The 22,131-nt window shown below is 69.8% G+C and carries 20 protein-coding genes and 1 riboswitch; of the genes, 7 read left to right on the plus strand and 13 right to left on the minus strand.

From position 1 onward, the window contains the following. Positions 1–293: 293 nt before the first annotated feature. From RBS12_RS06695 to RBS12_RS06725, 7 genes are all read right to left on the minus strand, one after another. Positions 294–1,388, minus strand: coding sequence for an IS110 family transposase (locus RBS12_RS06695; RefSeq protein ID WP_307964926.1), 1,095 nt, complete (start codon positions 1,386–1,388; stop codon positions 294–296). 108 nt (positions 1,389–1,496) lie between these two features. Then, on the minus strand, positions 1,497–2,273 hold the full coding sequence (locus tag RBS12_RS06700) for a class I SAM-dependent methyltransferase (RefSeq protein ID WP_307965649.1): 777 nt from the start codon (positions 2,271–2,273) through the stop codon (positions 1,497–1,499). Between the two features lie 134 nt (positions 2,274–2,407). Beyond that, positions 2,408–3,844 (minus strand): aminotransferase class V-fold PLP-dependent enzyme, encoded by a 1,437-nt coding sequence (locus RBS12_RS06705; RefSeq protein ID WP_307965302.1) that lies wholly within the window; start codon positions 3,842–3,844, stop codon positions 2,408–2,410. Positions 3,845–3,878: 34 nt separating this feature from the next. Beyond that, positions 3,879–3,992, minus strand: a riboswitch (SAM riboswitch). 110 nt (positions 3,993–4,102) lie between these two features. Beyond that, the gene (gene hisN, locus RBS12_RS06710; protein WP_307965303.1) at positions 4,103–4,921 is read right to left on the minus strand and encodes a histidinol-phosphatase; all 819 of its coding nucleotides are present in this window, start codon (positions 4,919–4,921) and stop codon (positions 4,103–4,105) included. Between the two features lie 69 nt (positions 4,922–4,990). Beyond that, positions 4,991–6,121 (minus strand): ribosome small subunit-dependent GTPase A, encoded by a 1,131-nt coding sequence (locus RBS12_RS06715; RefSeq protein WP_307965304.1) that lies wholly within the window; start codon positions 6,119–6,121, stop codon positions 4,991–4,993. 4 nt (positions 6,122–6,125) lie between these two features. Next, complete coding sequence (gene aroA / locus RBS12_RS06720) at positions 6,126–7,487, minus strand: 3-phosphoshikimate 1-carboxyvinyltransferase (RefSeq protein WP_307965305.1); 1,362 nt, start codon at positions 7,485–7,487, stop codon at positions 6,126–6,128. Next, the gene (locus RBS12_RS06725; protein WP_307965306.1) at positions 7,484–7,954 is read right to left on the minus strand and encodes a DoxX family protein; all 471 of its coding nucleotides are present in this window, start codon (positions 7,952–7,954) and stop codon (positions 7,484–7,486) included. The genes aroA and RBS12_RS06725 overlap by 4 nt, the downstream gene beginning before the upstream one ends. 207 nt (positions 7,955–8,161) lie before the next feature. On the opposite strand from RBS12_RS06725, the gene RBS12_RS06730 reads away from it, so the two are divergent. Further along, entirely contained in the window at positions 8,162–8,881 is a 720-nt protein-coding gene (locus tag RBS12_RS06730) for a sigma-70 family RNA polymerase sigma factor (protein WP_307965307.1), read from the plus strand. Beyond that, positions 8,878–9,150, plus strand: a complete 273-nt coding sequence (gene rsrA / locus RBS12_RS06735; protein WP_307965308.1) for a mycothiol system anti-sigma-R factor — start codon at positions 8,878–8,880, stop codon at positions 9,148–9,150. The genes RBS12_RS06730 and rsrA overlap by 4 nt, the downstream gene beginning before the upstream one ends. Before the next feature lie 96 nt (positions 9,151–9,246). Here rsrA and RBS12_RS20220 read toward each other — a convergent pair whose 3' ends face one another. The 5 genes from RBS12_RS20220 to RBS12_RS06755 form a co-directional block, all read right to left on the minus strand. Next, entirely contained in the window at positions 9,247–9,321 is a 75-nt protein-coding gene (locus RBS12_RS20220; RefSeq protein ID WP_136609796.1) for a 50S ribosomal protein bL37, read from the minus strand. A gap of 123 nt (positions 9,322–9,444) precedes the next feature. Next, complete coding sequence (locus RBS12_RS06740) at positions 9,445–10,149, minus strand: PadR family transcriptional regulator (RefSeq protein WP_307965309.1); 705 nt, start codon at positions 10,147–10,149, stop codon at positions 9,445–9,447. Continuing rightward, the gene (locus RBS12_RS06745) at positions 10,146–11,009 is read right to left on the minus strand and encodes a DUF4097 family beta strand repeat-containing protein (protein ID WP_307965310.1); all 864 of its coding nucleotides are present in this window, start codon (positions 11,007–11,009) and stop codon (positions 10,146–10,148) included. The genes RBS12_RS06740 and RBS12_RS06745 overlap by 4 nt, the downstream gene beginning before the upstream one ends. 190 nt (positions 11,010–11,199) lie before the next feature. After that, complete coding sequence (locus RBS12_RS06750) at positions 11,200–11,805, minus strand: GDSL-type esterase/lipase family protein (RefSeq protein ID WP_307965311.1); 606 nt, start codon at positions 11,803–11,805, stop codon at positions 11,200–11,202. A gap of 190 nt (positions 11,806–11,995) precedes the next feature. After that, entirely contained in the window at positions 11,996–15,856 is a 3,861-nt protein-coding gene (locus tag RBS12_RS06755; protein ID WP_307965312.1) for a multifunctional oxoglutarate decarboxylase/oxoglutarate dehydrogenase thiamine pyrophosphate-binding subunit/dihydrolipoyllysine-residue succinyltransferase subunit, read from the minus strand. Positions 15,857–16,229: 373 nt separating this feature from the next. Here RBS12_RS06755 and RBS12_RS06760 point away from each other — a divergent pair, with 373 nt between their 5' ends. The 5 genes from RBS12_RS06760 to RBS12_RS06780 all read left to right on the plus strand — a co-directional run bounded on the left by RBS12_RS06760 (position 16,230) and on the right by RBS12_RS06780 (position 21,639). Continuing rightward, a complete protein-coding gene (locus RBS12_RS06760) occupies positions 16,230–17,585 on the plus strand; it encodes a hemolysin family protein (RefSeq protein WP_307965313.1) in 1,356 nt (451 codons plus the stop codon). After that, entirely contained in the window at positions 17,585–18,652 is a 1,068-nt protein-coding gene (locus tag RBS12_RS06765) for a hemolysin family protein (RefSeq protein ID WP_307965650.1), read from the plus strand. The genes RBS12_RS06760 and RBS12_RS06765 overlap by 1 nt, the downstream gene beginning before the upstream one ends. A 121-nt stretch (positions 18,653–18,773) precedes the next feature. After that, positions 18,774–19,799 (plus strand): metal ABC transporter solute-binding protein, Zn/Mn family, encoded by a 1,026-nt coding sequence (locus tag RBS12_RS06770; RefSeq protein WP_307965314.1) that lies wholly within the window; start codon positions 18,774–18,776, stop codon positions 19,797–19,799. A gap of 29 nt (positions 19,800–19,828) precedes the next feature. Beyond that, a complete protein-coding gene (locus RBS12_RS06775; RefSeq protein ID WP_307965315.1) occupies positions 19,829–20,725 on the plus strand; it encodes an ATP-binding cassette domain-containing protein in 897 nt (298 codons plus the stop codon). Further along, on the plus strand, positions 20,722–21,639 hold the full coding sequence (locus RBS12_RS06780) for a metal ABC transporter permease (protein ID WP_307965316.1): 918 nt from the start codon (positions 20,722–20,724) through the stop codon (positions 21,637–21,639). Before RBS12_RS06775 ends, RBS12_RS06780 begins: the two co-directional genes overlap by 4 nt. 132 nt (positions 21,640–21,771) lie before the next feature. Here RBS12_RS06780 and RBS12_RS06785 read toward each other — a convergent pair whose 3' ends face one another. After that, positions 21,772–22,101 carry a hypothetical protein gene (locus RBS12_RS06785; RefSeq protein WP_307965317.1) on the minus strand — a complete coding sequence of 110 codons (330 nt, stop codon included), beginning with the start codon at positions 22,099–22,101 and terminating at the stop codon, positions 21,772–21,774. Positions 22,102–22,131: the final 30 nt, after the last annotated feature.

Below are 22,131 nucleotides of genomic sequence, written 5' to 3' on the forward strand. Positions count from 1 at the left end.
CTGATATGGAGTAGTCCGCTGTCAAGTGGGCATGGCGAGGCGCCGCCGGGAGGGAGTCCTGGCGGCGCCTCTGTGCTTCGCGTGGCGGGCGCCGGCGAGCGTGTCGTTGGGCGACGCGCGGTCAGGCTGATATGCGCGGGTTGGCTACCGCAGGGCGGTGGTTCGGCTGGAGTCGGTCCGCGTGTCTAGGAGCGAACGTTGGCCCCAGGAGGGGGTCTGTTCATAGTTGCGCCGCGGGTGGCTCCACGCGCTGCCGCCGGCACCTTGCGCCGTGGCGAAGCGGCCTTCGGGAGTCAGTCGTCGTCCATGACTGCCAGGGACCAGCACCAGCCGGCCAGCTCGCGGGCGACGGCGACGTTGGCCACGGTCGGGCGCTTGCGCCGCTCGAGGAACCGCACCCACCGGGCGTGCAGGCGCTGGTTGCCCTCGTCGCCGCGGGCCCGTGCCGCGGCCGGGGCGAGCTCCCACCGGTCCCGAAGGGTCTTCCCGACCGCGTAGCGGGCACGGTGGTGCCAGGCGGCCTCGACCAGGAGGCGGCGGACGTGGGCGTTGCCGGTCTTGGTGATCGGCCCCTGCGCCCGGGACGCGCCCGAGGAATGCTCGGACGGGGTCAGCCCGACGAAGGAGCCGATGGTGGCCCCGGTGAACCGGTGCCAGTCTCCGATCTCTACCGCGAGGGCGAACCCGGTCAGCGTGCTGACCCCGCGCAGGCAGCCCAGGCGGTGTACGGCCGGGGCGAACTCGCTGCCCGCAGCGAGCTCCTCGATCGCGCGGTCGAGCCGGTCGCGGCGGGCTTTGACCGTCAGCACGGCCTCGTAGTCGGAGTCGAACGCCATCCGGGTCGCCCTCGAGCCCAGCGCCGGGGCCGCGTCCCTGCGCAGCCACGTGTCATGGGCCCCGGTCCAGGCATCGCCTCCGTCGTAGACGATCCCGTGCCGCAGCAGCAGCTTCGAGAGCCGGTGCCGGGCCCGCATCAGGTCCCCGCGGCAGTCCTCCCGCGCCCGCACCAGGTCACGCGCGGACTCCTGCTCCACGGTCGGGACCGCCACCGGGGTGACCTCGTCCAGGCGCAGCAGCCTCGCCAGGTGCACCGCGTCCCGGGCATCGGTCTTCACCCGGTCCCCCGACGGGCGCTGGAGCCGGGACGGGGCCGCAACCACGCACCTGACCCCCCGTGAGGTCAAGGCCCGCCAAAGCCCGAACCCCGTCGGGCCGGCCTCATAGACCACGGCGACCGGGCCTGGCAAGCAGGCCAGCCATGACCTGATCGCCTGCTCCGACGGGGCAAGCCTGGCCTGCACCAGCTCGCCGGTCACGCCGTCGATCGCCGCCGCGGCAACCGAACGGGCGTGCACATCCAGCCCAACACTCGTACGCTCAATGAACACCGGGGCCTCCCACGCATGTCGGATAGGCCGGGCAGGGGACTCTGCCCGGTAACCCACGAATCTGCGTGAGCGAGGCCCCGGCCCGCAACCACTCACGAAGCGGAGCGGTCACTCCATACCGTCTAGCCCCGCCGCGACGGCCCGCCAGGCCTGCGTGATGTACGGCAGGAGCAGCTGCTCGCCGTCGGAATGGCCGAGGTGATCGTGGAGATACCAGTCGAGGTTCGCCTCGACGCGGTCCCGGTGCTTCTGGGACGCGCGCAGGTAATAGCTCCGCGACTTCGTGAGCTCGACGATCCCCTCGGGCGTGGTCGGGTCATCCCAGCGGAACACCGCGGACTCCCATCCCGTGAGCTCGGGCCCCGACGGCGGGTGGTAGTCCGGCTTGTGGACATCGCCGGCATGCATGATGCGCGAAAGGCGATGCACCCACGGCACGGAGGTGTCGAGCTGGTTCCACACGAGCGCGGCGCGGCCGCCCGGCGCGAGAATCCGGGCCGCCTCGCGGCTGGCCGCCGCCGCGTCGAACCAGTGCCAGGCCTGCGCAGCGACGACGAGGTCCGCCGAGCCGCTGGGCAGGTTCGTCTCCTCAGCCGAGGCGACGACGACGGCGACGCCCGGGTGGAGGCGTGTGAGTTCCGCGAGCATGCTCGGACTGGGATCGACGGCCGTGACCGAGAGGCCCCTCGCGATGAGCTGTCCCGTGAGCTTCCCAGTCCCGGCTCCGAGGTCGACGGCGGTCCTCGCCCTCGGCGGGACGATCCAGTCCACGGCGGCGTCCGGGTACCCCGGCCGCACCTGCTCGTAATGGGCGCCGCCGTCGAGGAACGCCTCGGCGAGCTCGCGCCGTCGTCGGTCGTCGAATTTGGGTCCGCCCCGCGCCATGCTGTTGTTTTCCTTCTCCAGCATGCGCCCGCATGCTCAGCATGCTCGGCGCATGGTCAGTTCCCGGGGTTCCCCCGGATTCGCAGGGTCGAATCTACCGGGAAAGGAGGCGCAGGCGCGCGGGGCGGGCCGTGTCAGTCTTCGGCCGTGCAGGGAGCGGCGCCCGCCGTGCCGGGCGTGTTGGGCGCCCACGCGGGGAACGCGCGCGTGTCCAGCGCGGGAACCCAGCGGCCGGCGTCCACCTTGTAGTCGAGGCGCAGGCCGCGCTCCACGAGTTCGCGGACGCCGGCCACGAGCCGTTCGACGTCCTCGAGCCGCGATCCGAGCCCGAAGCTCGCCCGCAGCGAGCCGGACGCGAGGCCGAGCCGGCGCAGGGCGGGGTGGGCGCAGAAACGGCCGTCGCGAAGCCCCACGCCGTGTTCGGCTGAGAGGTAGGCGGCCGTGAGGCCGGCGTCGTGCCCCGCGACCGAGAAGTTCACGATGCCGACCGCGCCCCGCGAGGCCGCGCTCACGCCGGGGTCGGAGTCCTCGAAGAGCCGGTGCACCTTCACGCCCTCAATGGTGCCCAGCCCATCGACGAGCGCCGATCGCAGCTGCTGCTCGTGGCGGTGCCAGGCCGCCTCGTCGAGCGACGCGACGACTTGGGCCGCCTTCGCGAGCGTCGCGGCGCCGAGCACGTTCGGGGAGCCGGCCTCGTGGCGCGCTGGGCCATCGGCCCAGGCGACCGAGTCGAGCCGCACTTCACGCACGGCGCCTCCGCCCGCGAGGTGGGGGCGGCCCTCGTCGAGCCAGTCGCGGCGCCCGACGAGGACGCCCGCGCCGAACGGAGCGTAGAGCTTGTGCCCCGAGAAGGCGAGATAGTCGACGTCGGCCTGCGCGACGTCGATGCGGCGGTGCGGCGCGAGCTGGGCGGCGTCGACCACGATGCGGGCGCCGTGCTCGTGGGCGAGCGCGGCGAGCTCGGCGATCGGGAGGATCTCGCCCGTGATGTTGGACGCGCCCGTGACCGCGACGAGGCTGATCTCGCCCGCCTTGAGCCACGCCCGCACGCGTTCGAGCGTCTCCGCGAGCGTGCGGGCCGCGACGACGCTTCGATGCGGACGTGCCTGCCACGGAAGGAGGTTCGCGTGGTGCTCGATGTCGAGGTAGAGGACCTCGCCCGAGCCCGGCACGGAACCCGCGAGGAGGTTGAGCGAGTCCGTGGTGTTGCGCGTGAAGACGACCTCGTCGTCGGCGCGCGCCCCGACGAACTCGCGCACGATGCTGCGCGCGTTCTCGTACAGCGACGTGCTCACCTGTGACGCGTAGCCCGCGCCGCGGTGGACGCTCGCGTAGTAGGGGAGCACCTCGTTGAGATAGGACGCGACCTCGGACAGTGCCGGGGCCGACGCCGCGTAGTCGAGATTGGCGTAGCGGACTTCGCCCCCGCCCGCGAGCGGGGTGATGAGCTCCGAGCCGACGACGTCGGCGAACGGGCGGACCGCGTCGGGGTAGTCCGCGGGCGAGAATCCAAGGGGGGAAAGGTGGGTGGAAGAAGTGGAGGAAGACTGGACGACGACGGGCGTGCTCATGACTGCACCTCGGGGTCGGGGCCCCGCCTCGCGGGGGCCGCGCTTGCCGTATCCGCTCCGGACCGGCCTGGTCGTCACCCGGGGCACCCCGCCGCGTGAGGAGGGTTGCCGGCCAGCAAGCCGGGGCTTCGCGCTGGCACTCGTGACCTGACTACGAGCCTACGGGAGGGGCGCGCACGGCCTCCAGCCGGCGCGTCCGTGTTACATCCCGTGAAGTGCGCCCCTTGCGCGGGGACGCGGTTCGTGCAGCGAAGGCTGTTACGGCACGAGAAGGTCGTCGAGCTCGGGGTTGAGCCGGCGCAGCGCGGCCGAGTGGAGGATGCCGTTCGTCGCGAGGGCGTTCCCTCCCCACGGGCCGTCCGCGCCCTCGAGCGACGTGAAGCGGCCGCCCGCCTCCGTGACGATGGGCACGAGCGCGGCCATGTCGTAGAGCTGGAGCTCAGGCTCGCTCGCGATGTCGACGGCCCCCTCGGCCACGAGGCAATAGGACCAGAAGTCGCCGTACGCTCGTGTGCGCCACACGTCCTCCGTGAGGGTCAGGAAGTCGCCGAAATTCCCCCGCTCGCGCCAGCCGGAGAGGCTCGAATACGAGAGCGAGGCGTCCTGGATCCGCGAGACGTTGGAGACCTTGAGCTTGGTCGCGGCTGCGAGCGAGCGGCCCGTGTACGCCCCGGCCCCCTTCGCGGCCCACCACCGGCGGCCGAGGGCGGGAGCGCTCACGACGCCGACGACGATCTCGTCGCCGTCGGCGAGAGCGATGAGCGTGGCCCACACGGGGACGCCGCGCACGAAGTTCTTCGTGCCGTCGATCGGATCGATGATCCATCGGCGCGAGCCGTGGCCCGTCGTGCCGAACTCTTCCCCGACCACGGCGTCGCGGGGGCGCGAACGCGAGAGCTGGCCCCGGATGGCTTCCTCCGCGGCGCGGTCGGCGTCCGTGACCGGCGTGAGATCGGGCTTCGTCTCGACCCGCAGGTCGAGGGCCTTGAAGCGGTCCATGGTCTGCGCGTCCACGGAATCCGCGAGCACGTGGGCCAGGCGGAGGTCGTCGGTGTACGACTCGGCAGCGAGGGTCATGAGTTCAACGCTATCGTCTTGCGGGTCGTTTCGCGGTGCGCGGCGCGGACGCGCGGAGATCGGCGGGTTTCAGAGGGTTCCGAGTTCCTTGGCATCGGCGATCTCCTCGCGCGGCTCGGTCCCGAGGAGCCGCCGCAGAGACGCGAGGCGCGCGGCGCCCTGCGGGCCAGCGTGGCCCTCGGCGACCCACGCGTCGAGCCCGCAGTTCACGGCGCCCGAGTCGTGGCGGCATCCGCGCGCGCAGTCCTCGGTCCCCGGCTCGAGGTCCGGGAACGCATGGAGGATCCGATCTGGGTCGACGTGGGCGAGGCCGAACGAGCGGATGCCGGGCGTGTCGATGATCCAGCTCCCGGGAGGCGCGCCGTCGAGCCGCAGGGCGAGGGCGGACGACGACGTGTGGCGCCCGCGCCCGGTCACGGCGTTCACACCGCCCGTCGCGCGGCCTGCGCCCGTGAGTGCGTTGACCATGGTCGACTTGCCGACCCCGGAGTGTCCCAGCAGGACGGTCACCTTGCCGTCGAGCTCCTCGCGCAGGCGTGCGACGGCGTCGTCGTCGAGTCGCACGCTCTGCCCGTCCGGAACTGAGGTGCCGTCTGGCGCCTCTGCCCCATCGGGAACGGAGTCGTCGTCCGCCTCCGCCGTGCGGCTCACGACGACGGTGAGCGGCAGGAGCTCGTAGGTGGCGAGGAGCGGCGCGGGATCCCTGAGATCGGCCTTCGTCACGAGGAGGAGCGGTTCGATGCCGGCGTCGTAGGCCGCGACGAGCGCACGGTCGATGAAGCCCGTGCGCGGCTCGGGGTTGGCGGCTGCGACAACGATCACGAGCTGGTCCGCATTGGCGACGACGACGCGTTCGATGGGATCGTCGTCGTCCGCGCTGCGACGCAGGACGGTGTGACGCTCCTCGACGCGCACGAGCCGGGCCAGGGTGTCCGCGCGCCCGGTCACGTCCCCGACGAGGCCCACGAAATCGCCCGGCACGACGGGGGTGCGGCGCAGCTCGCGCGCCCGCGCCGCGATGACGATGCGCTCCCCGGGCGTGTCCTCGGCGACGACGGCCGTGTAGCGGCCGCGATCGACCGTGATGACGCGGCCCGTCACGGCGTCGTCATGGCTCGGGCGGTCCTTCGTGCGGGGCCGGCTTCCCTTCTTGTTCGGGCGGATCCGGACGTCGCTCTCGTCCCATTCGCGGGCGGCCATGGGCCTACCGGGCTCCGTCCGCCGGGGCCTCGCGGCCGGAGGCCACGCGCTCGCCGAGCATGCGCGCCCACATCTGCGGGAACTCGGGCATGGTCTTGGACGTCGTCCCGATGTCCTCGACCTCGACGCCCTCGACCGCGAGCCCCCAGATCGCGCCGGCCGTCGCCATGCGGTGGTCCGCGTAGCTCCGCACGACGGCGCCGTGCAGGTGTGCGGGGCGGATCACGAGGCCGTCCGCGGTCTCCTCGGCGTCGCCGCCGAGCCGCGTGATCTCGGTGACGAGGGCCGCCAGGCGATCTGTCTCATGCCCGCGAAGGTGAGCAATACCCGTGAGCCGCGACGGCGAGTCGGCGAGCGCGCACAGCGCCGCGACCGTCGGGGCGAGCTCGCTCGTGTCGGCGAGTTCGGCTCCCGTGATGCGCTGACCGCCCGTGACGGTGAGGGTTCCGCCGTCGAGCGTCACTCTCGCGCCGAGCTTCGGCAGGATCTCGCGCCACGCGTCGCCGACCTGGGTCGTGTGCTCGGGCCAGTTCGGGATCCGCACCGTGCCGCGCGTCGCGAGGGCCGCGGCGAGGAAGGGGCCTGCGTTCGAGAGGTCCTGCTCGATGCGGACGTCGAAAGCGCTGATCGGCCCGGGCTTGACGAACCAGTGGTTCGGGACGGTGTCGTCGATCTCGACGCCGAGCTCGCGCAGCACGCTCACGGTCATGGCGATGTGGTCGAGGCTTGGCACGGGCTTGCCCACATGCTCGAGGTGCAGCCCGTTCTCGAAGCGCGCGCCCGCGAGGAGAAGCGCGGACACGAACTGGCTCGATCCGCTCGCGTCGACGATCACGTGGCCACCGGGCACCGCGCCCGTCCCGTGGACCGTGAACGGGAGCGACGCCGGGCGCCCGCCGTCGGGGGAGGAGAGGGCGACGCCGAGCGATTCCAGGGCGGTGATGACCGGGCCCATGGGGCGCACCCGCGCATGCGGATCGCCGTCGAACGCGATCTCCCCGCGGCACAGCGCCGCGATCGGCGGCACGAAGCGCATGACCGTGCCCGCGAGGCCGCAGTCGATCGCGGCGGAGCCGAGGCCGTCCGCCTCGCGCGAGCCCGCGGGGATGGGCGAGATCTCGAGGTCCGGGCCGAAATCGCCGTCGCCCGGGACTTCCGTGACCGTCGCGCCGAGCGCGCGGAGCGCGGCGACCATGAGAGCCGAGTCGCGCGAATGGAGCGGGGCCCGGAGTCGGCTCGGACCGTCGGCGAGGGCCGCGAGGATGAGGTATCGGTTGGTGAGGGATTTCGATCCGGGGACCGTGACGGTCGCGTCGACGGGGCCGTGGGCGAACGGTGCGGGCCACGGCGCAGGGGAAGGGGTCACGCGCGCCCGGCCTGCGTCGCCGTCTTCGTCGCGTCCGCGGCGAGCTGCTGGGCACGCCACGCGAGACCCGGGCGGCCAGCCGTGTCGACGGACGCGAGGAGCACCCCACCCACGAGCGAGAGGTTCTTGAGCAGTCTCGCGCGCCGCTCGGCCCTCAACTCCTTCGACCCGATGTCCGCGGTCCGCCATTCGACGAACGTGTTGAGCGCGCTCGTGAGGGCCAGCACCGACGCCGAGAAGCGGGGCGCCTTCCCGAACGCGAACAGGAGGCCCGCGCCAAGCTGGGTCGCCCCGACGGCGCGGGCGAGCGTCTTCTCCTCGACCCGGACGGGGAGCGCGTCGGCCGCGCGCCGCAGGACGGGGGAGAGCTGCTCGGCGGTGTCGTCCGCGTTCTTGAACTTGTCGACCCCGGCGGCGATGAACGACGACGCGAGGAGAGGCCTCGCGAGGAACCGGACTGGCGTCATGCTTCGCTCCTCTTCCGTTTCGGTGTTGGGGAGAATGCTCGGTGGGCTGGGCGGCCCCGGGGCCCTCCAGCAGGTCCAGTCTTCCACTTCCTGGGAATAATTTCGCTTCCGCGGCGGTTCGCACGTTCGACAACCCCGCTTCGGAAAAGGAGAGCCGTGCAGGTCCTCGACCGTCCGCGTCCCGCCCCGCCAGTAGACTGGAGCGCGATGAGCACCGTCGATTCCCTCGAGCCCGACGAGTCCGGGACGGACAGCGTGACGGTCGCAGAGCTTGGCGCCGAGAGCGCCGCGCAGCGCCGCGACCGGTTTGAGCGCGACGCCATGCAGTATGTCGACCAGCTGTATTCGGCAGCGATGCGCATGGCCCGCAACCAAGCCGACGCCGAGGACTTGGTCCAGGAGGCGTACGCGAAGGCCTTCGCCGCGTTCCACCAGTACAAGCCGGGCACGAACCTCAAGGCCTGGCTGTACCGCATCCTGACGAACACGTACATCAACCTGTACCGGAAGCGGCAGCGCGAACCACAGCAGGCCAATACCGACACGGTCGAGGACTGGCAGCTCGCGCGGGCCGAGTCGCACTCTTCGACGGGTCTGCGTTCTGCCGAGGCAGAGGCACTCGACCATCTGCCGGATTCCGACGTCAAGGACGCGCTGCAGTCGATCCCCGAGGAATTCCGGCTCGCCGTCTATTTCGCCGATGTCGAGGGCTTCGCCTACAAGGAGATCTCGGAGATCATGGGCACGCCGATCGGCACGGTCATGTCGAGGCTCCATCGCGGCAGGAAGCTGCTGCGGGACCGGCTCGCGGACTACGCGGCTGAACGCGGTTTTGCGGGTGCCAGCGCATCGGCGAGCTCCGGTGCGAACGCCAGTGCGGGTGCGACCGCAAGAACTAGCTTGAGCAAGCAGGAGAAGGAACGATGAGCAACTGTCAGGGACTCGGCGATTGCGACGAATCGCGGCTTGAGCGCCTCTATGAGTACCTTGACGGCGCGCTGCCGGCCGTGGACGTCGCCGAGATCCGCTCCCATCTCGAGTCCTGCGCCGAGTGCCGCGAGGAGCACAACCTCGAGTGCATGATCCGCAGCGCCATGAAGCGAAGCTGCAGCGAGCAGGCTCCCGCGACGCTCAAGACGAGCATTCTCGAGAAGATCCACGCGATCCGGGCGACGGCCGAGACCGCAGAGGTCTGAGCCCCACACCCCCAGGCACGCAAAATGGCCCGGAGCTATAGCTCCGGGCCATTTCCGCATCCACGGGGATCCCGCTGGGGCATCCCACGAGGCGCCTCAGGCGTTGGGGCGCCGACCGTGGTTCGCGCCGCTCTTCTTGCGGTCACGGCGCTTGCGTGCACGCTTGCTCATAGGGGCCTCCTTCGACTCGGTAAACGTTGTGGCCCAGAAGGCCGCCCACCATCTTCCCACATCCGCGTCGCCGGGCCTAAACGTGCTGCTCGCCTCAACGCCCGCGCCAGGCGACAAGCGCGCTCAGCCGCGGAGCGAGTTCCTGACCGCGATCCGCGCCTGGTCGAGGACCGTCCGCAGGGTTTCGAGCGTCACGTCCGTGACGGGATAGCGCGCGGCGTGGGTGCGCAGTTCGACGCGCACGTCGTCGCGGAACGCCTGGACGAGCATCTCGGCCTCCTTGAGCCGCCCTTGGCTTTCGCGGCTGAACCGCTCCGGCGAAGGCTCGCGCGGTTCCTCGCCGGCCGCTTCCTGCCAGGCCGAGGACGACGGCGGGCTGGCTCCGTAGGGCTGTTTCGCCGTCGTCCGCGCCTCGACGCGGACGCTGCGGGCCACCTGACGCGCCGACTCTGCGGTCGCCGCGAGATCCGCACGCAGCCCGCGCATGCTCGCGCGCAGCTCGTCGCGCAGGGAGTCGGCGAGGCGGCGCACCGATGCCGAGATGTCCTGCTCGACGTCCGCGAGCTCCTCGCGCCGCGCGTTGAGCTCGTGCAGGCCGGCCTCCGTGATGCGGTAGATGCTGCGCCGCCCCTCCGACGCCGCCTCGACGAGGCCCTCCTCCTGGAGCTTCGCGAGGCGGGGATAGATCGTGCCGGGACTCGGGGCGTACGTGCCGCCGAACCGGTCGCTCAGCGCCTTGATGAGCTCGTAGCCATGGCGCGGGCCGTCCTCGAGGAGCGCGAGGAGGTACAGCCGGAGCGCGCCGTGGGCGAAGACCGGGGGTGTCACTCCGTGGCCCGCTCTTCCTGGGGTGCGGCACCGTCGGTGTTGCCGTCACCGTTGGCGCCCGCCCCCGCGTGCACGACCGAGACGTTGCCCGAGACGGTGTTCGTCCGCAGGACCATGAGCTTGAGGTCGGGCCCGAGGATCGTCTCGAGGCGGCCCTTGATCGACGAGAAACGGGATTCGTCGACGACGATGCGGCCTGACACGGTCGTGGCCGAGAGGTCGACGCCGACATCGCGGGGGAGCCGGATCGTGACGTCGCCGCTCACGGTGCTCGCCCCGAGCGACTCGCAGTAGCCCTCGGTGTCGAACACGAGATCGCCCGAGACGGACTTGGCCCTGACGTCCTTGAGGCGTCCGGAGGCCGTGACCTCGCCCGAGACGGTCTTGGCGGTGAGGATGCCGTCATGGCTGCGGGCGATGACGTCTCCGCTCACGGTGTTGAGATGGAGCTCGCCGCGAGTTCCGTCGCCGAGCACCGAGCCCGAGACCGTGTTGAGCTTCGTCACCGGTCCCGTCCCTGACGCGAGGCCGTCCCCGCTCACCGTGCCGATCTCGACGGGGACGCCCGCCGGGATGGCGATCGAGATGACCGCGTGGTTTTCGCTGGACCCGGACACCGTGCTCATGAGGGTCTTGAACCAGCCCTCGAGTCCTTGGATCTGGTGGCGGACCTCGAGCCGCCCGTTGTCGAGGCTCACGGCGACTGCGTCGCCGGACACCTCGCTGATTTCGATGACCGCGTCGGGGCGGTCGTGCACGATCACGTCGAGCCGCCCTCCCACGATCCCGGCGCGCAGCGATGTGACGCCGTCGACCGTAATGGTCTGCGCCTCGGTGACGTTCCAATTCTCTGCGGACATGACCCCTCCTCGCGGAATCCCTTCCAAAGACCCTGACACCGGCCGTCGGGGGCGGTGCCGATACGCGATATATCGCGTTCTTGAAACACGATATATCGCGTTGTTGGGTTGCGCAAGGGGTTCCTGGAAACGTTCAGGGGTCAGCTTCCGTGGGTCCTGACCCACGGAAGCTGACCCCAAAACGGAGGAACTACTGCTGTGGCTGCTGGAGCCTCAGCCACGGGAACCACCCGCGGTGCAGGACGAGCCAGGCGATGAGGCCGTAGCCAGCCTGGCCCGGCGCGCCCGCGTTGGCGGTGAGATCCCCGCGCCACTGCTCGTGGTTCAGAAGGGGCGAGAACGTGTCGACGTAGTAGTGCTTGCGCCGCGTCGTGACGTCCGCGAACGCGGTGTTGAGCTCGGCGAGCCGCCGGTTCTGGACCGGGTCGAGCGTCGGCGGGGGGCCGACGACGAAGACCTCGGCACTGTTCTGCGCCGCGCTGTCGAGGATGTTGGCCACATTGAGGCGGCTCCGGGCCGGCGAGATGCCGAATTCGATGTCGCGGCCCGAAAGCCCAATCACGAGGCGGTTCTCGTAGCCGTCGCCGAAGCGGCGCTGCGCCTCGGCGAGCCAGCGGGTCGAGAGGGATTCCGTGCCCTCCTGAGGGGCCGCGAGCACATAGCTCTCAAGCGTGAGATCCTCGCGCGGTGTCCGAGCGAGGACGCGGCCGAGCCAGCCGAGAGCCCGGGGGTCGCCGTTTCCTGCCAGCAGCTCGTCGCCGATCGCCGCGAGGCGAACTTTCCTCTCCTGCGCCATGCGCTCCTCCACGTCCCTGCCGGCGCCGTGCGCGCACGGCTCTCTCGGCTCCCGAGTCTAGCGAACGAAGGGCGCGGGCCCCGGGAGGCCGAGCGGCCTTCGCGGGTCCTCGATGCTTCCTGAGCGGGGACGACGACGGCCCGCGCCTTCGGGGATGAAGGCGCGGGCCGTGCGTGGGCCGTCGAGCGGGTCAGACCTGGATGAAGCACTCCTCGAGGAGCGTGGTCTCCTCGGCCGTGTGCCGCTTCATCGAACCAGCCGACGTCGCCGCCGAGGCCGGGCGCGAGACGAGCGTGAGCGGGCGGCCGAGGGTCGGCGCGAGGTTGAGCGCGAGGAAGGACCACGCGCCCTGGTTCGCGGGCTCGTCCTGGGCCCACACGACCTCGGCGTTCGGGTACTTCGCGAGCTCCGCCGCGATCTCTGCCTCGGGCAGCGGGTAGAGCTGCTCGAGGCGGACGATCGCCGTCGTCGTGTCCTTCGCCTTCGTGCGCTGGGCGAGCAGGTCGTAGTAGAGGCGGCCCGAGACGAGCAGGACGCGCTGCACGCCGTTCGCATCGAGGTTCTCGTGCTCGGGGATGACCGGGCGGAACGTGCCGGTCGTGAACTCCTCGACGGGGGACGCGGCCGCCTTGAGGCGCAGGAGCTGCTTCGGCGTGAAGACGATGAGCGGCTTCCGCGGCCGGCTGTACGCCTGGCGACGCAGGAGGTGGAAGTGAGACGCGGGCGTACTCGGATGCGCGACGATCATGTTGTCCTCGGCGCACATCTGGAGGAAGCGCTCGATGCGCGCGGACGAGTGGTCCGGCCCCTGGCCCTCATAGCCGTGCGGAAGGAGCATGACGACGGACGAGCGCTGGCCCCACTTCTGCTCGGCCGACGAGATGAACTCGTCGATGATGGTCTGGGCGCCGTTGACGAAGTCGCCGAACTGCGCCTCCCACAGCACGAGCGCCTCAGGCCGCTCGACGGAGTAGCCGTACTCGAAGCCGAGGGCCGCGTACTCGGAGAGGGACGAGTCGTAGATCGCGAGCTTCGCCTGGCCGTCCGAGAGGTTGCCGAGCGGCGTCCATTCGGCACCCGTCGTGCGGTCGTGGAACACCGCGTGGCGCTGGACGAACGTGCCACGCCGCGAGTCCTGGCCCGCGAGGCGCACCGGGACGCCCTCCGCGACGAGCGAGCCGAAGGCGGCAAGCTCGCCGAAACCCCAGTCGATGCCGCCCTCGCGGGACATCTGCTCGCGGCGCTCGAGGAGCTGCTTGAGCTTCGGGTGCACCGTGAAGTCCGAGGGGATTTCGAGGTGCGCCTGGCCGACGCGCGCGAGCGTCTCCGTGCTGATCGCGGTCGACTCGGGGTGACGCTCGCCGGTCGAGTCCTCCTGCTGCTGCGAGATCGGGCGCTCGAGGTCGGAGACGGCCTTGAGATCGCTTGTGACGATCGGGATCGGCGAGGTCTGCGCGGCATGCGTCTCGGCGAAGACGCGCTCAAGCCGCTCCTGATAGTCGCGGAGCAGCTGCTCGGCCTCGTCCTGCGTGATGTCGCCGCGCCCGATGAGGCTCTCGGTGTAGAGCTTGCGCACCGAGCGCTTGGCCTCGATGAGGTTGTACATGAGCGGCTGCGTCATCGACGGGTCGTCGCCCTCGTTGTGGCCGCGGCGGCGGTAGCACACGAGGTCGATCACAACGTCCTTGTGGAAGCGCTCACGGAAGCGGTACGCGAGCTGGGCCACGCGGACGACCGCCTCGGGGTCGTCGCCGTTGACGTGGAAGATCGGTGCCTGGACCATCTTCGCGACGTCCGTCGAGTACACCGAGGAGCGCGAGGCGGACGGCGAGGTGGTGAAGCCGACCTGGTTGTTCACGATGATGTGGATCGTGCCGCCCGTGCGGTAACCGCGCAACTGGGAGAGGTTCAGGGTCTCGGCGACCACGCCCTGGCCCGCGAACGCCGCGTCGCCGTGGACGAGGATCGGAAGGACCGGGAAGGCCTCGCCCGTGTCGAGGCGGTCCTGCTTCGCGCGCACGATGCCCTCGAGCACCGGGTCGACGGCCTCGAGGTGCGAGGGGTTCGCGGCGAGGTAGACCTTGGTCTGCTTGCCGTTCTCCGCCGTGAAGGTGCCCTCGGTGCCGAGGTGGTACTTGACGTCACCCGAGCCCTGGACGCTGCGCGGATCCTGCGCGCCCTCGAATTCGCGGAACACCTGCGCGTACGTCTTGCCGGCGATGTTCGTGAGCACGTTGAGGCGTCCGCGGTGTGCCATGCCGATGCCCACCTCGTCGAGCCCGTCCTCGGCGGCCTCCGAGAGGATCGCGTCGAGCATCGGGATGAGGGACTCGCCGCCCTCGAGGGAGAAGCGCTTCTGGCCCACGAACTTCGTCTGGAGGAACGTCTCGAACGCCTCGGCCGCGTTGAGGCGCGACACGATCCGAAGCTGCTCCTCGCGGCTCGGCTTCTTGTACGTGTGCTCGATCTCGTCCTGGAACCACTTGCGCTCGGCGGGCTCTTGGAGGTGCATGTACTCCGTGCCGGTAGTGCGGCAGTAGGCGTCGCGGAGCACGCCGAGGATCTGCCGGAACTTGAGCACCGGCTTGCCGCCGAAGCCGCCCGTTGGCCACTCTCGGTCGAGGTCCCACAGCGTGAGGCCGTACGTGAGGACATCGAGGTCCGGGTGTCTGCGCTGAACGTACTCGAGCGGGTTCGTGTCCGCCATGAGGTGCCCGCGCACGCGGTACGCGTGGATGAGCTGCTGGATCCGGGCCACCTTGTTGATGGTGTCCTCGGGGTTGATCTGGAGGTCCGGGCTCCACCGGACGGGCTCGTACGGGATACGCAGGGATTCGAAGATCTCGTCGTAGAAGCCCTGCTCGCCGAGGAGGAGCTGGTGCACGATCCGCAGGAACTCGCCCGAACCCGCGCCCTGGATGACGCGGTGGTCGTAGGTCGAGGTGAGCGTGATGATCTTGCCCACTGCCTGGAGGGCGAGGATCTTCTCCGAGGAGCCCTGGAATTCGGCGGGGTACTCGAGGGCGCCGACACCGACGATCGCGGCCTGGCCCTTCGAGAGGCGCGGGACAGAGTGGACCGTGCCGATGCCGCCCGGGTTCGTGAGCGAGACGGTGGTGCCGGCGTAGTCGTCCGCGGTCAGCTTGCCCGCACGGGCGCGCTTGATGAGGTCCTCGTAGGTGTGCCAGAACTCCGAGAAGTTCATCGTCTCGGCCTTCTTGACGTTCGGGACGACGAGGAGGCGTGTTCCATCGTCCCTCGGAAGGTCGATCGCGATGCCGAAGTTGACGTGCGCGTGCTGGATCGCGACCGGCTTGCCGTCGACCTCGTCGTAGCTCACGTTCATCGACGGCATGAGCTTGAGGGCACGGATCACGGCGAAGCCGATGAGATGCGTGAAGGAGACCTTGCCGCCGCGGACGCGGACGAGGTGGTTGTTGATCACGACGCGGTTGTCCATGAGGAGCTTCGCGGGGACCGCGCGGACGGTCGTTGCCGTGGGAACCTCGAGGCTCGTGATCATGTTCGCCGCGATGGCCTTGGACGGCCCGCGCAGGGTCGTGACGACGTCTTCCTCGACGGTCTCGTCCTTGGCCGACTTGGGCAGCTGGGCGGGAATGGGGCTCGTTGCCGAGGGCCGGGCACCGTCGCGGACGACGGCGGCGGCGCCCCTCTTCGGGGCCGGAGCCGCCGTGGGCGGTGCAGCGGGCGGGGTCGGGGCTGCCGCGGTCGGCGCGGCGGGGGCCGGCGCCGGCGGGGCGGCAGGAGCGGCGGCCTGAGGGGCACCGGTGCCCGTCGTCGGCGTGCTGGTCTTGGGGAGCTCACGGGTGAGGGTGTCGACGGAGCCCGGCCTCGGCGCGCCGTTCACGACGACGGAGCTGCTCGCCGCCGGCCCGCCACTCGCGGAATCGGATTCGAAGGATTCGAACAGGGGCCACCACTTCGAGTCGACCGAGTTCTTGTTCTTCTGGTACTGCTCGTAGAGCTCGTCGACAAGCCACTCATTCCCGCCGAATTCCTCGGGCAGGCGGTGGGTTGGCAGTTCTGGCACGGGAGATACGCCTCTTCCATCGATCTATTCGGTCCGTCAGCCGGTCTTCTCACAGACCAGCAGTCGGGCCATGGCCCGGCAGGCGGTTCGAACGTCGGGACAGGAGCCGCCTGCCGCCGTGAACGCTGGGATTTCGACCTTCGCGCCCACACTCCCGACCAGTCTAGTGAGCCCGCGCGCGAAACGGGCAATCCGTGCTGAGTGTCACATCGAATGACGTTCGATTGGCTTCTGGGGCGGCTGATAAGCTGAAAGGGCTATGGACGATGACCCTCACCGATCCAGTTTCCGACGCCCTTTTGTTTCTACACGCTGTCGAAATTGTCGGCGTTCGTGCTCCCTCCCGTCAGACGCCCGGGTGGTCGAGGCCTGAATGGAGTGGCTCTTCCTCGTTGTGGGCATCATCTTGGTGTTCGGCACCGGCTTCTTCGTCTCCGTCGAATTCTCGCTCGTCGCGCTCGACCCCGCGACCGTCCAGCGGAGCATCGAGCTCGGCGAGAAGGGCTCGAAGGCGCTCATGCAGTGCATCACGACCCTCTCGACCCAGCTTTCGAGCTGTCAGCTCGGCATCACCCTCACGACGCTTCTGACCGGCTTCGTCATCCAGCCGTCCGTCGGAAGGCTCCTCGAAACCCCGCTCGCAGCGCTCGGCCTTCCGGGAGCCCACGCGGTCTCGCTCGTCGTCGCGATGATCATCGCGACGCTTGGTTCGATGCTCTTGGGGGAGCTCGTTCCGAAGAACCTCGCGATCGCGCGCGCGCTCGCGGTGGGGCGCGCCGTCGCCCGCCCGCAGCTTGTCTTCACCGCGCTGTTCCGGCCTGCGATCCTCCTGCTCAACGGCTTCGCGAACCGGATTCTCCACGCGATGGGCATCGAGGCACAAGAGGAGATCTCCGGGGCGCGGTCGCCCGCCGAACTCGCCTCGCTCGTGCGCCGTTCCGCTGAGCTCGGCACGCTCGACGAGGGCACTGCGCGCTTCGTCTCGCGCACGCTCAGCTTCGCCGAGCGCACCGCGGCGGACGTCATGACGCCGCGCATGCGCGTCACCACCATCGACGCGACGGATCCGGTTGAGGCAGTCATCACGGCCGCGCGCGCGACGGGCCATTCACGGTTCCCGGTGATCGGCGATTCGCCCGACGACGTGCGCGGGCTGGTGCACGTCAAGAAGGCGGTCGCGGTCCCTGCCAAGAAGCGCGACAGGATCGAGGCGGGGGCGATCATGACCGGCGTGCTCCGCGTCCCGGAGACCATCCACCTCGACGCCCTCATCTCTCAGCTGCGGGACGGCAACCTCCAGCTCGCCGTCGTCCTCGACGAATACGGGGGCACGGCGGGCGTCGTGACCCTCGAAGACCTTGTCGAGGAGATCGTCGGCGAGGTCTCGGACGAGCATGACCGCCTCGTCCCGGGAGTGCTCCAGAGTGCCGCGGGCGACTGGTATTTCCCGGGCCTCATGCGCCCCGACGAGGTGTCGGAGCACGTGCCTGGGCTCGTCGTCGAAGACAGCCCCGCCTATGAGACGGTGGGAGGCTACGTCATGAGCGTGCTAGGCCGTGTGCCCGAGGTCGGCGACCGCGTCGACGTCGTCGGCGGGGCGCTCGAGGTCACGCGCATGGACGGGCGCCGCGTCGACCGGCTGCGCTTCTCGCCGGCCCGCGACGTCACGCCGGAGGAAGCGCCGGAGATCAAGCCGCAGGCGACGACGGCCAAGGAGGCTGACGCGTGATGGAGGAATGGGGCGGAATCGTCTGGCTCGTCGTCCTGCTGCTCGGCAACGCGTTCTTCGTGGGCGCCGAGTTTTCCATCATGTCGGCTCGGCGCAGCCAGATTGAGCCGCTCGCCGATTCGGGCTCGGGGCGGGCCGCGACGACCCTCAGGGCCATGGAACACGTCTCGCTGATGCTCGCGTGCGCCCAGCTTGGGATCACCGTCTGCTCGCTCCTCCTCCTCCAGGTGGCCGAGCCGGCGATCCATGGGCTCATTGGCGTCCCCCTCGCCGTCCTCGGCACCCCCGTCGAGGTCGCGGACACGATCGCGTTCGTCGTCGCGCTCGCGGTCGTGACTTTCCTGCACGTGACGTTCGGCGAAATGGTGCCCAAGAACATCGCGGTATCGGTCGCCGATCGCGCGGCCCTCATCCTCGCTCCCGCCCTCGTCGAGGTGTCGCGGTTCGTTCGGCCCGTGGTCGTCGCGCTCAACTGGGCCGCGAACGGCGTGCTCAAGCTCATCCGCGTCGAACCGAAGGACGAGGTGTCGTCGTCGTTCACGCTCGAGGAGGTCCAGTCGATCGTCGAGGTCTCGACGCGGTCCGGCCTCGTCGCCGACGAATCGGGCCTCCTCTCGGGCGTGCTCGAATTCTCGGACCAGACGGTTGCGTCGATCATGGTCCCCGTCGGAGAGATCGTGACCCTTCCGACGTCGACGACGCCCGCTGCGTTCGAGAAGGCCGTGGCGAAGACCGGCTTCTCCCGCTTCCCGATGGTCGACGACGACGGAGACCTCGCCGGCTACCTGCACGTCAAGGACGTTCTCGCGATCCCGGATGCAGGGCGTCAGCAGCCGATCGGCGAGACGCGCGTTCGCTCCCTCGCGAACATCGGGCTCGACGTGACCGTCGAGGACGCGCTCGCGTCCATGCAGAAGAGCGGGCTTCATGTGGCCCGCGCGATCGACCGCGAGGGCCGAACGCGGGGCGTGCTGTTCCTCGAGGACGTCATCGAGCAGCTCGTCGGGGAGATCCGCGACGCGACGCAGAGCCGCGTCCGGAGGGCAGGCGAGAACGGCATCTTGTAGGGCCGACCAAAGCTAAATGGGAATTGTTCCCAAGAAGCGCTAGAGTGGTCGGTGTTGTGAATGTGATGCATTCGCATTAGCCCTGTTGGCCCTGCCGTTCGACGTGAACTGAGGATTCCCCGTGCTGTCTTTCGCCCGTCCCGCCGCCCGTTCCGCCGCTGCTCGTCCCGCCGTCGCCCGTCCCGCTGCGCGTGCGTTCGCCCTCGTCGGCTCGCTGGTGGCCGGAGCCCTTGCTCTCAGCGCATGCGGCGCCCCTTCGGCCGCGAGCCCCAGCTCGAGCTCGTCGGCTGGCCCGATCCCCGTCGTCGCCTCGACCAATGTCTACGGCGACATCGTCAAGCAGATCGGCGGGGACAAGGTCTCAGTCGCGTCGATCGTCTCCAAGGCGAGCCAGGATCCGCATTCCTATGAGGCGACGAGCCAAGACCGCGTCGCGGTGTCGAAGGCCAAGCTCGTCGTGCTCAACGGGCACGGCTACGACGACTTCATGGTCAAGCTCGCGAACGAGGCGAAGCTCTCGGGCGACAGCCTGCTCAATGCGGTCGAGGAGTCGGGCCTGCACCACGACGGGGCCTCGCCGTCCGCAGGCGCCGGGGCTTCGGCCGCGGCAAAGGACGACTTCAACGAGCACATCTGGTACAGCCAGGACGCCATGACGAAGGTCGCCGAGGCGATCGCGGCGAAGCTCGGCAAGCTGGATCCGGCCGACGCCCAGAGCTTCAAGGACCGGGCCGCGCAGTGGGAGGGCAAGCTCTCCGGCATCACGTCGAAGCTCGCCGCGATCAAGGCCGCACACCACGGCGAGGGCGTGGCCATCACCGAGCCCGTTCCGCTCTACATGCTTGAAACCGCCGGCCTCGAGAACAAGACGCCCGAGGAGTTCAGCGCAGCGTCCGAGGCCGGGGACGACGTTCCGCCGGCCGCGCTCAAGGGCATGCAGGACCTGATCTCGAGCCACGCCGTGAAGCTCCTCGCGTTCAACCCGCAGACCGAGACGCAGCAGATCCTCGCCCTCAAGAAGTTCGCCGAGGACGCCAAGCTCCCGGTGGTCGATTTCTACGAGACGATGCCCGAGGGCTCGGACTACGTGGGCTGGATGACCTCCAACGCCGACGCACTCGCGAAGGCGCTCGGAGGGGCCAACTGAGCGGTGCCGCTCGCCTAGACTTGTCAACCATGACAGTCGACGGCGGGCGGGCCCGCGCAGGTGCCGGCCAAGGCGGCGCGCAGGCTGCCGCACCCGCCGTCGCCCTCCGCGGAGCGTCGCTCGCGTTCGGCCCCCGCACCCTCTGGAGCGGGCTCGATCTGGACATCAGCCCGGGCGAGTTCTTCGCCGTCCTGGGGCCCAACGGAAGCGGCAAGACGAGCTTCCTCAAGGTGCTCCTCGGCCTTCGGAGGCTCACGTCCGGGAGCGCTGTGATCGCCGGACGCCCGGCCGGCTCGGCTGGCCGCGACGTCGGGTACATCCCCCAGCAGAAGGGTTTCGCCGCCGACGCATCGCTCAGGGCTCGCGATCTCGTAGGCCTCGGCGTCGACGGCCACCGCTGGGGAATTCGCCTGTCCCGGCGAAAGGCCGACGTCGAGATCGACGGCCTGCTCGAGCGCGTCGGCGCGTCCGACTACGCGAAGGTCCCGGTGGGCCAGCTCTCCGGGGGCGAGCTCCAGCGGCTCCGCGTCGCGCAGGCGATCGCCGGCGGGCCGTCCGTGCTCCTGTGCGACGAGCCGCTCCTCGCCCTCGACCTCAATCACCAGCAGGCCGTGAGCGCTCTCATCGACCGGCAGCGCGCCGAGACGGGGGCCGCCGTCGTCTTCGTGACGCACGAGATCAACCCGATCCTCGACTACGTGGACCGCATCCTCTATCTCGCCCAGGGCCAGTTCCGCGTCGGCTCGCCGCAAGAGGTCATGACAACCGAAGTCCTCTCCGATCTGTACGGAAGCCGGGTCGAAGTCTCGCGCGTCAACGGCCGGATCGTCGTCCTCGGGCTCCCCGACGCGACAACGCACCTTCACCACGACCACACGCACGCTGCGCTCGCGCTCGACCAGAACGCCGAAGAAGGGGAAGCATGAGCGTGGCGGACATCTGGAACTCGATCTTCTCCTTTGAGAACTACGGCGAGATCTTGGCTCTCGTCCAGAATTCGGTGTGGGCCGGCGCGGTCCTCGGACTTCTGGGCGGCCTCGTGGGCACTTTCGTCGTGCGGCGGGATCTCGCGTTCGCGGTCCACGGAATCTCAGAGCTATCGTTTGCGGGCGCCGCCTTCGCCCTCCTCGTCGGGGCAGACGTGGTGTCGGGCTCCCTCGTCGGCTCGGTCCTCGCCTCCCTCACGATCGGCTTCATGGGCGGCCGCGCGCGGAGCAAGAACTCGATCATCGGCGTGCTCATGCCCTTCGGGCTCGGCCTCGGGATCCTGTTCCTCTCGCTGTATCAGGGCCGCTCGGCGAACAAGTTCGGGCTCCTCACGGGACAGATCGTCGCCGTCGACACGGTCCAGCTCCAGGTCCTCGCGAGCGCTGCGCTCGCCGTCATCGTTGTCCTCGCACTCGTGTGGCGGCCACTTTCCTTCGCGAGCGTCGACGCCGAGATGGCCCTGGCGCGGGGGGTGCCCGTGCGCTTCCTCGGGATCCTGTTCATGTTCCTCCTCGGGGTGAGCGTCGCCCTCTCGATCCAGGTGGTCGGTGCGCTGCTCGTCCTCGCGCTCCTCATCACCCCTGCCGCGGCGGCGCAGCGCGTCACCGCCTCGCCGCCGCTCGCCGTCGTCCTGAGCGTTGTCTTTGCAGTCGCCGCGACGGTGGGCGGGATCCTGCTCTCGCTCGGTGGGCGGATCCCCATCAGCCCGTACGTCACGACGCTCTCGTTCCTGATCTACGCCGCGTGCGCGGGCATCGGCGCCGCGCGCGGCCGATGGGGGAGCAGCGGCCGCGTCCTGCGGGCCGCGGAAACGGCGCGTACGCCGTCGCGCGCCCAGACGCCGGCTGCCTAAAGTTCTCCGCGGGGGACGGCCGAACCACTGAGGGGCGTGGAACCTCTGTGCCTCGGTGCATCTCTCTGCCACCTAAAAATGCGGAAGTTGAGAATTTTTCGCATGTGGTGAGACGCGGGCGGAGTTCCCGGATCATCGATGTTCGAGCGCTTCCACAAGTGCGCGGAGCTCGCGCGTGTCCACCGTGCGCTTCTTGACCAGCGCCCAAGCGTCGACCGCGTCAAGGGCCGCAAGGAGGACGCCGATCAACGCTGGCCGCGGGTTCTCGGGAGAGTCGGGAGGGAGTGCTGCTTGAACCTTGAGCAGAGCGTCCTTCTTACGGAAGACACCGGTGCGCACTCCTTCGAATTCAGGGACCAGATGATTGCCCGGGACATGGAACTCAACGTTCACGTTGATGTCGGAGATGACCCCCTCTCGCTTCACCGCGATCTCCCGGGTGAGCGCACGAAGTTCCTCCACCCATCCACGGTTCGAGGGGGTCTGGCCTCC

This window comes from Sinomonas sp. ASV322 (assembly GCF_030908245.1).
Classification (GTDB): Bacteria; Actinomycetota; Actinomycetes; order Actinomycetales; family Micrococcaceae; genus Sinomonas.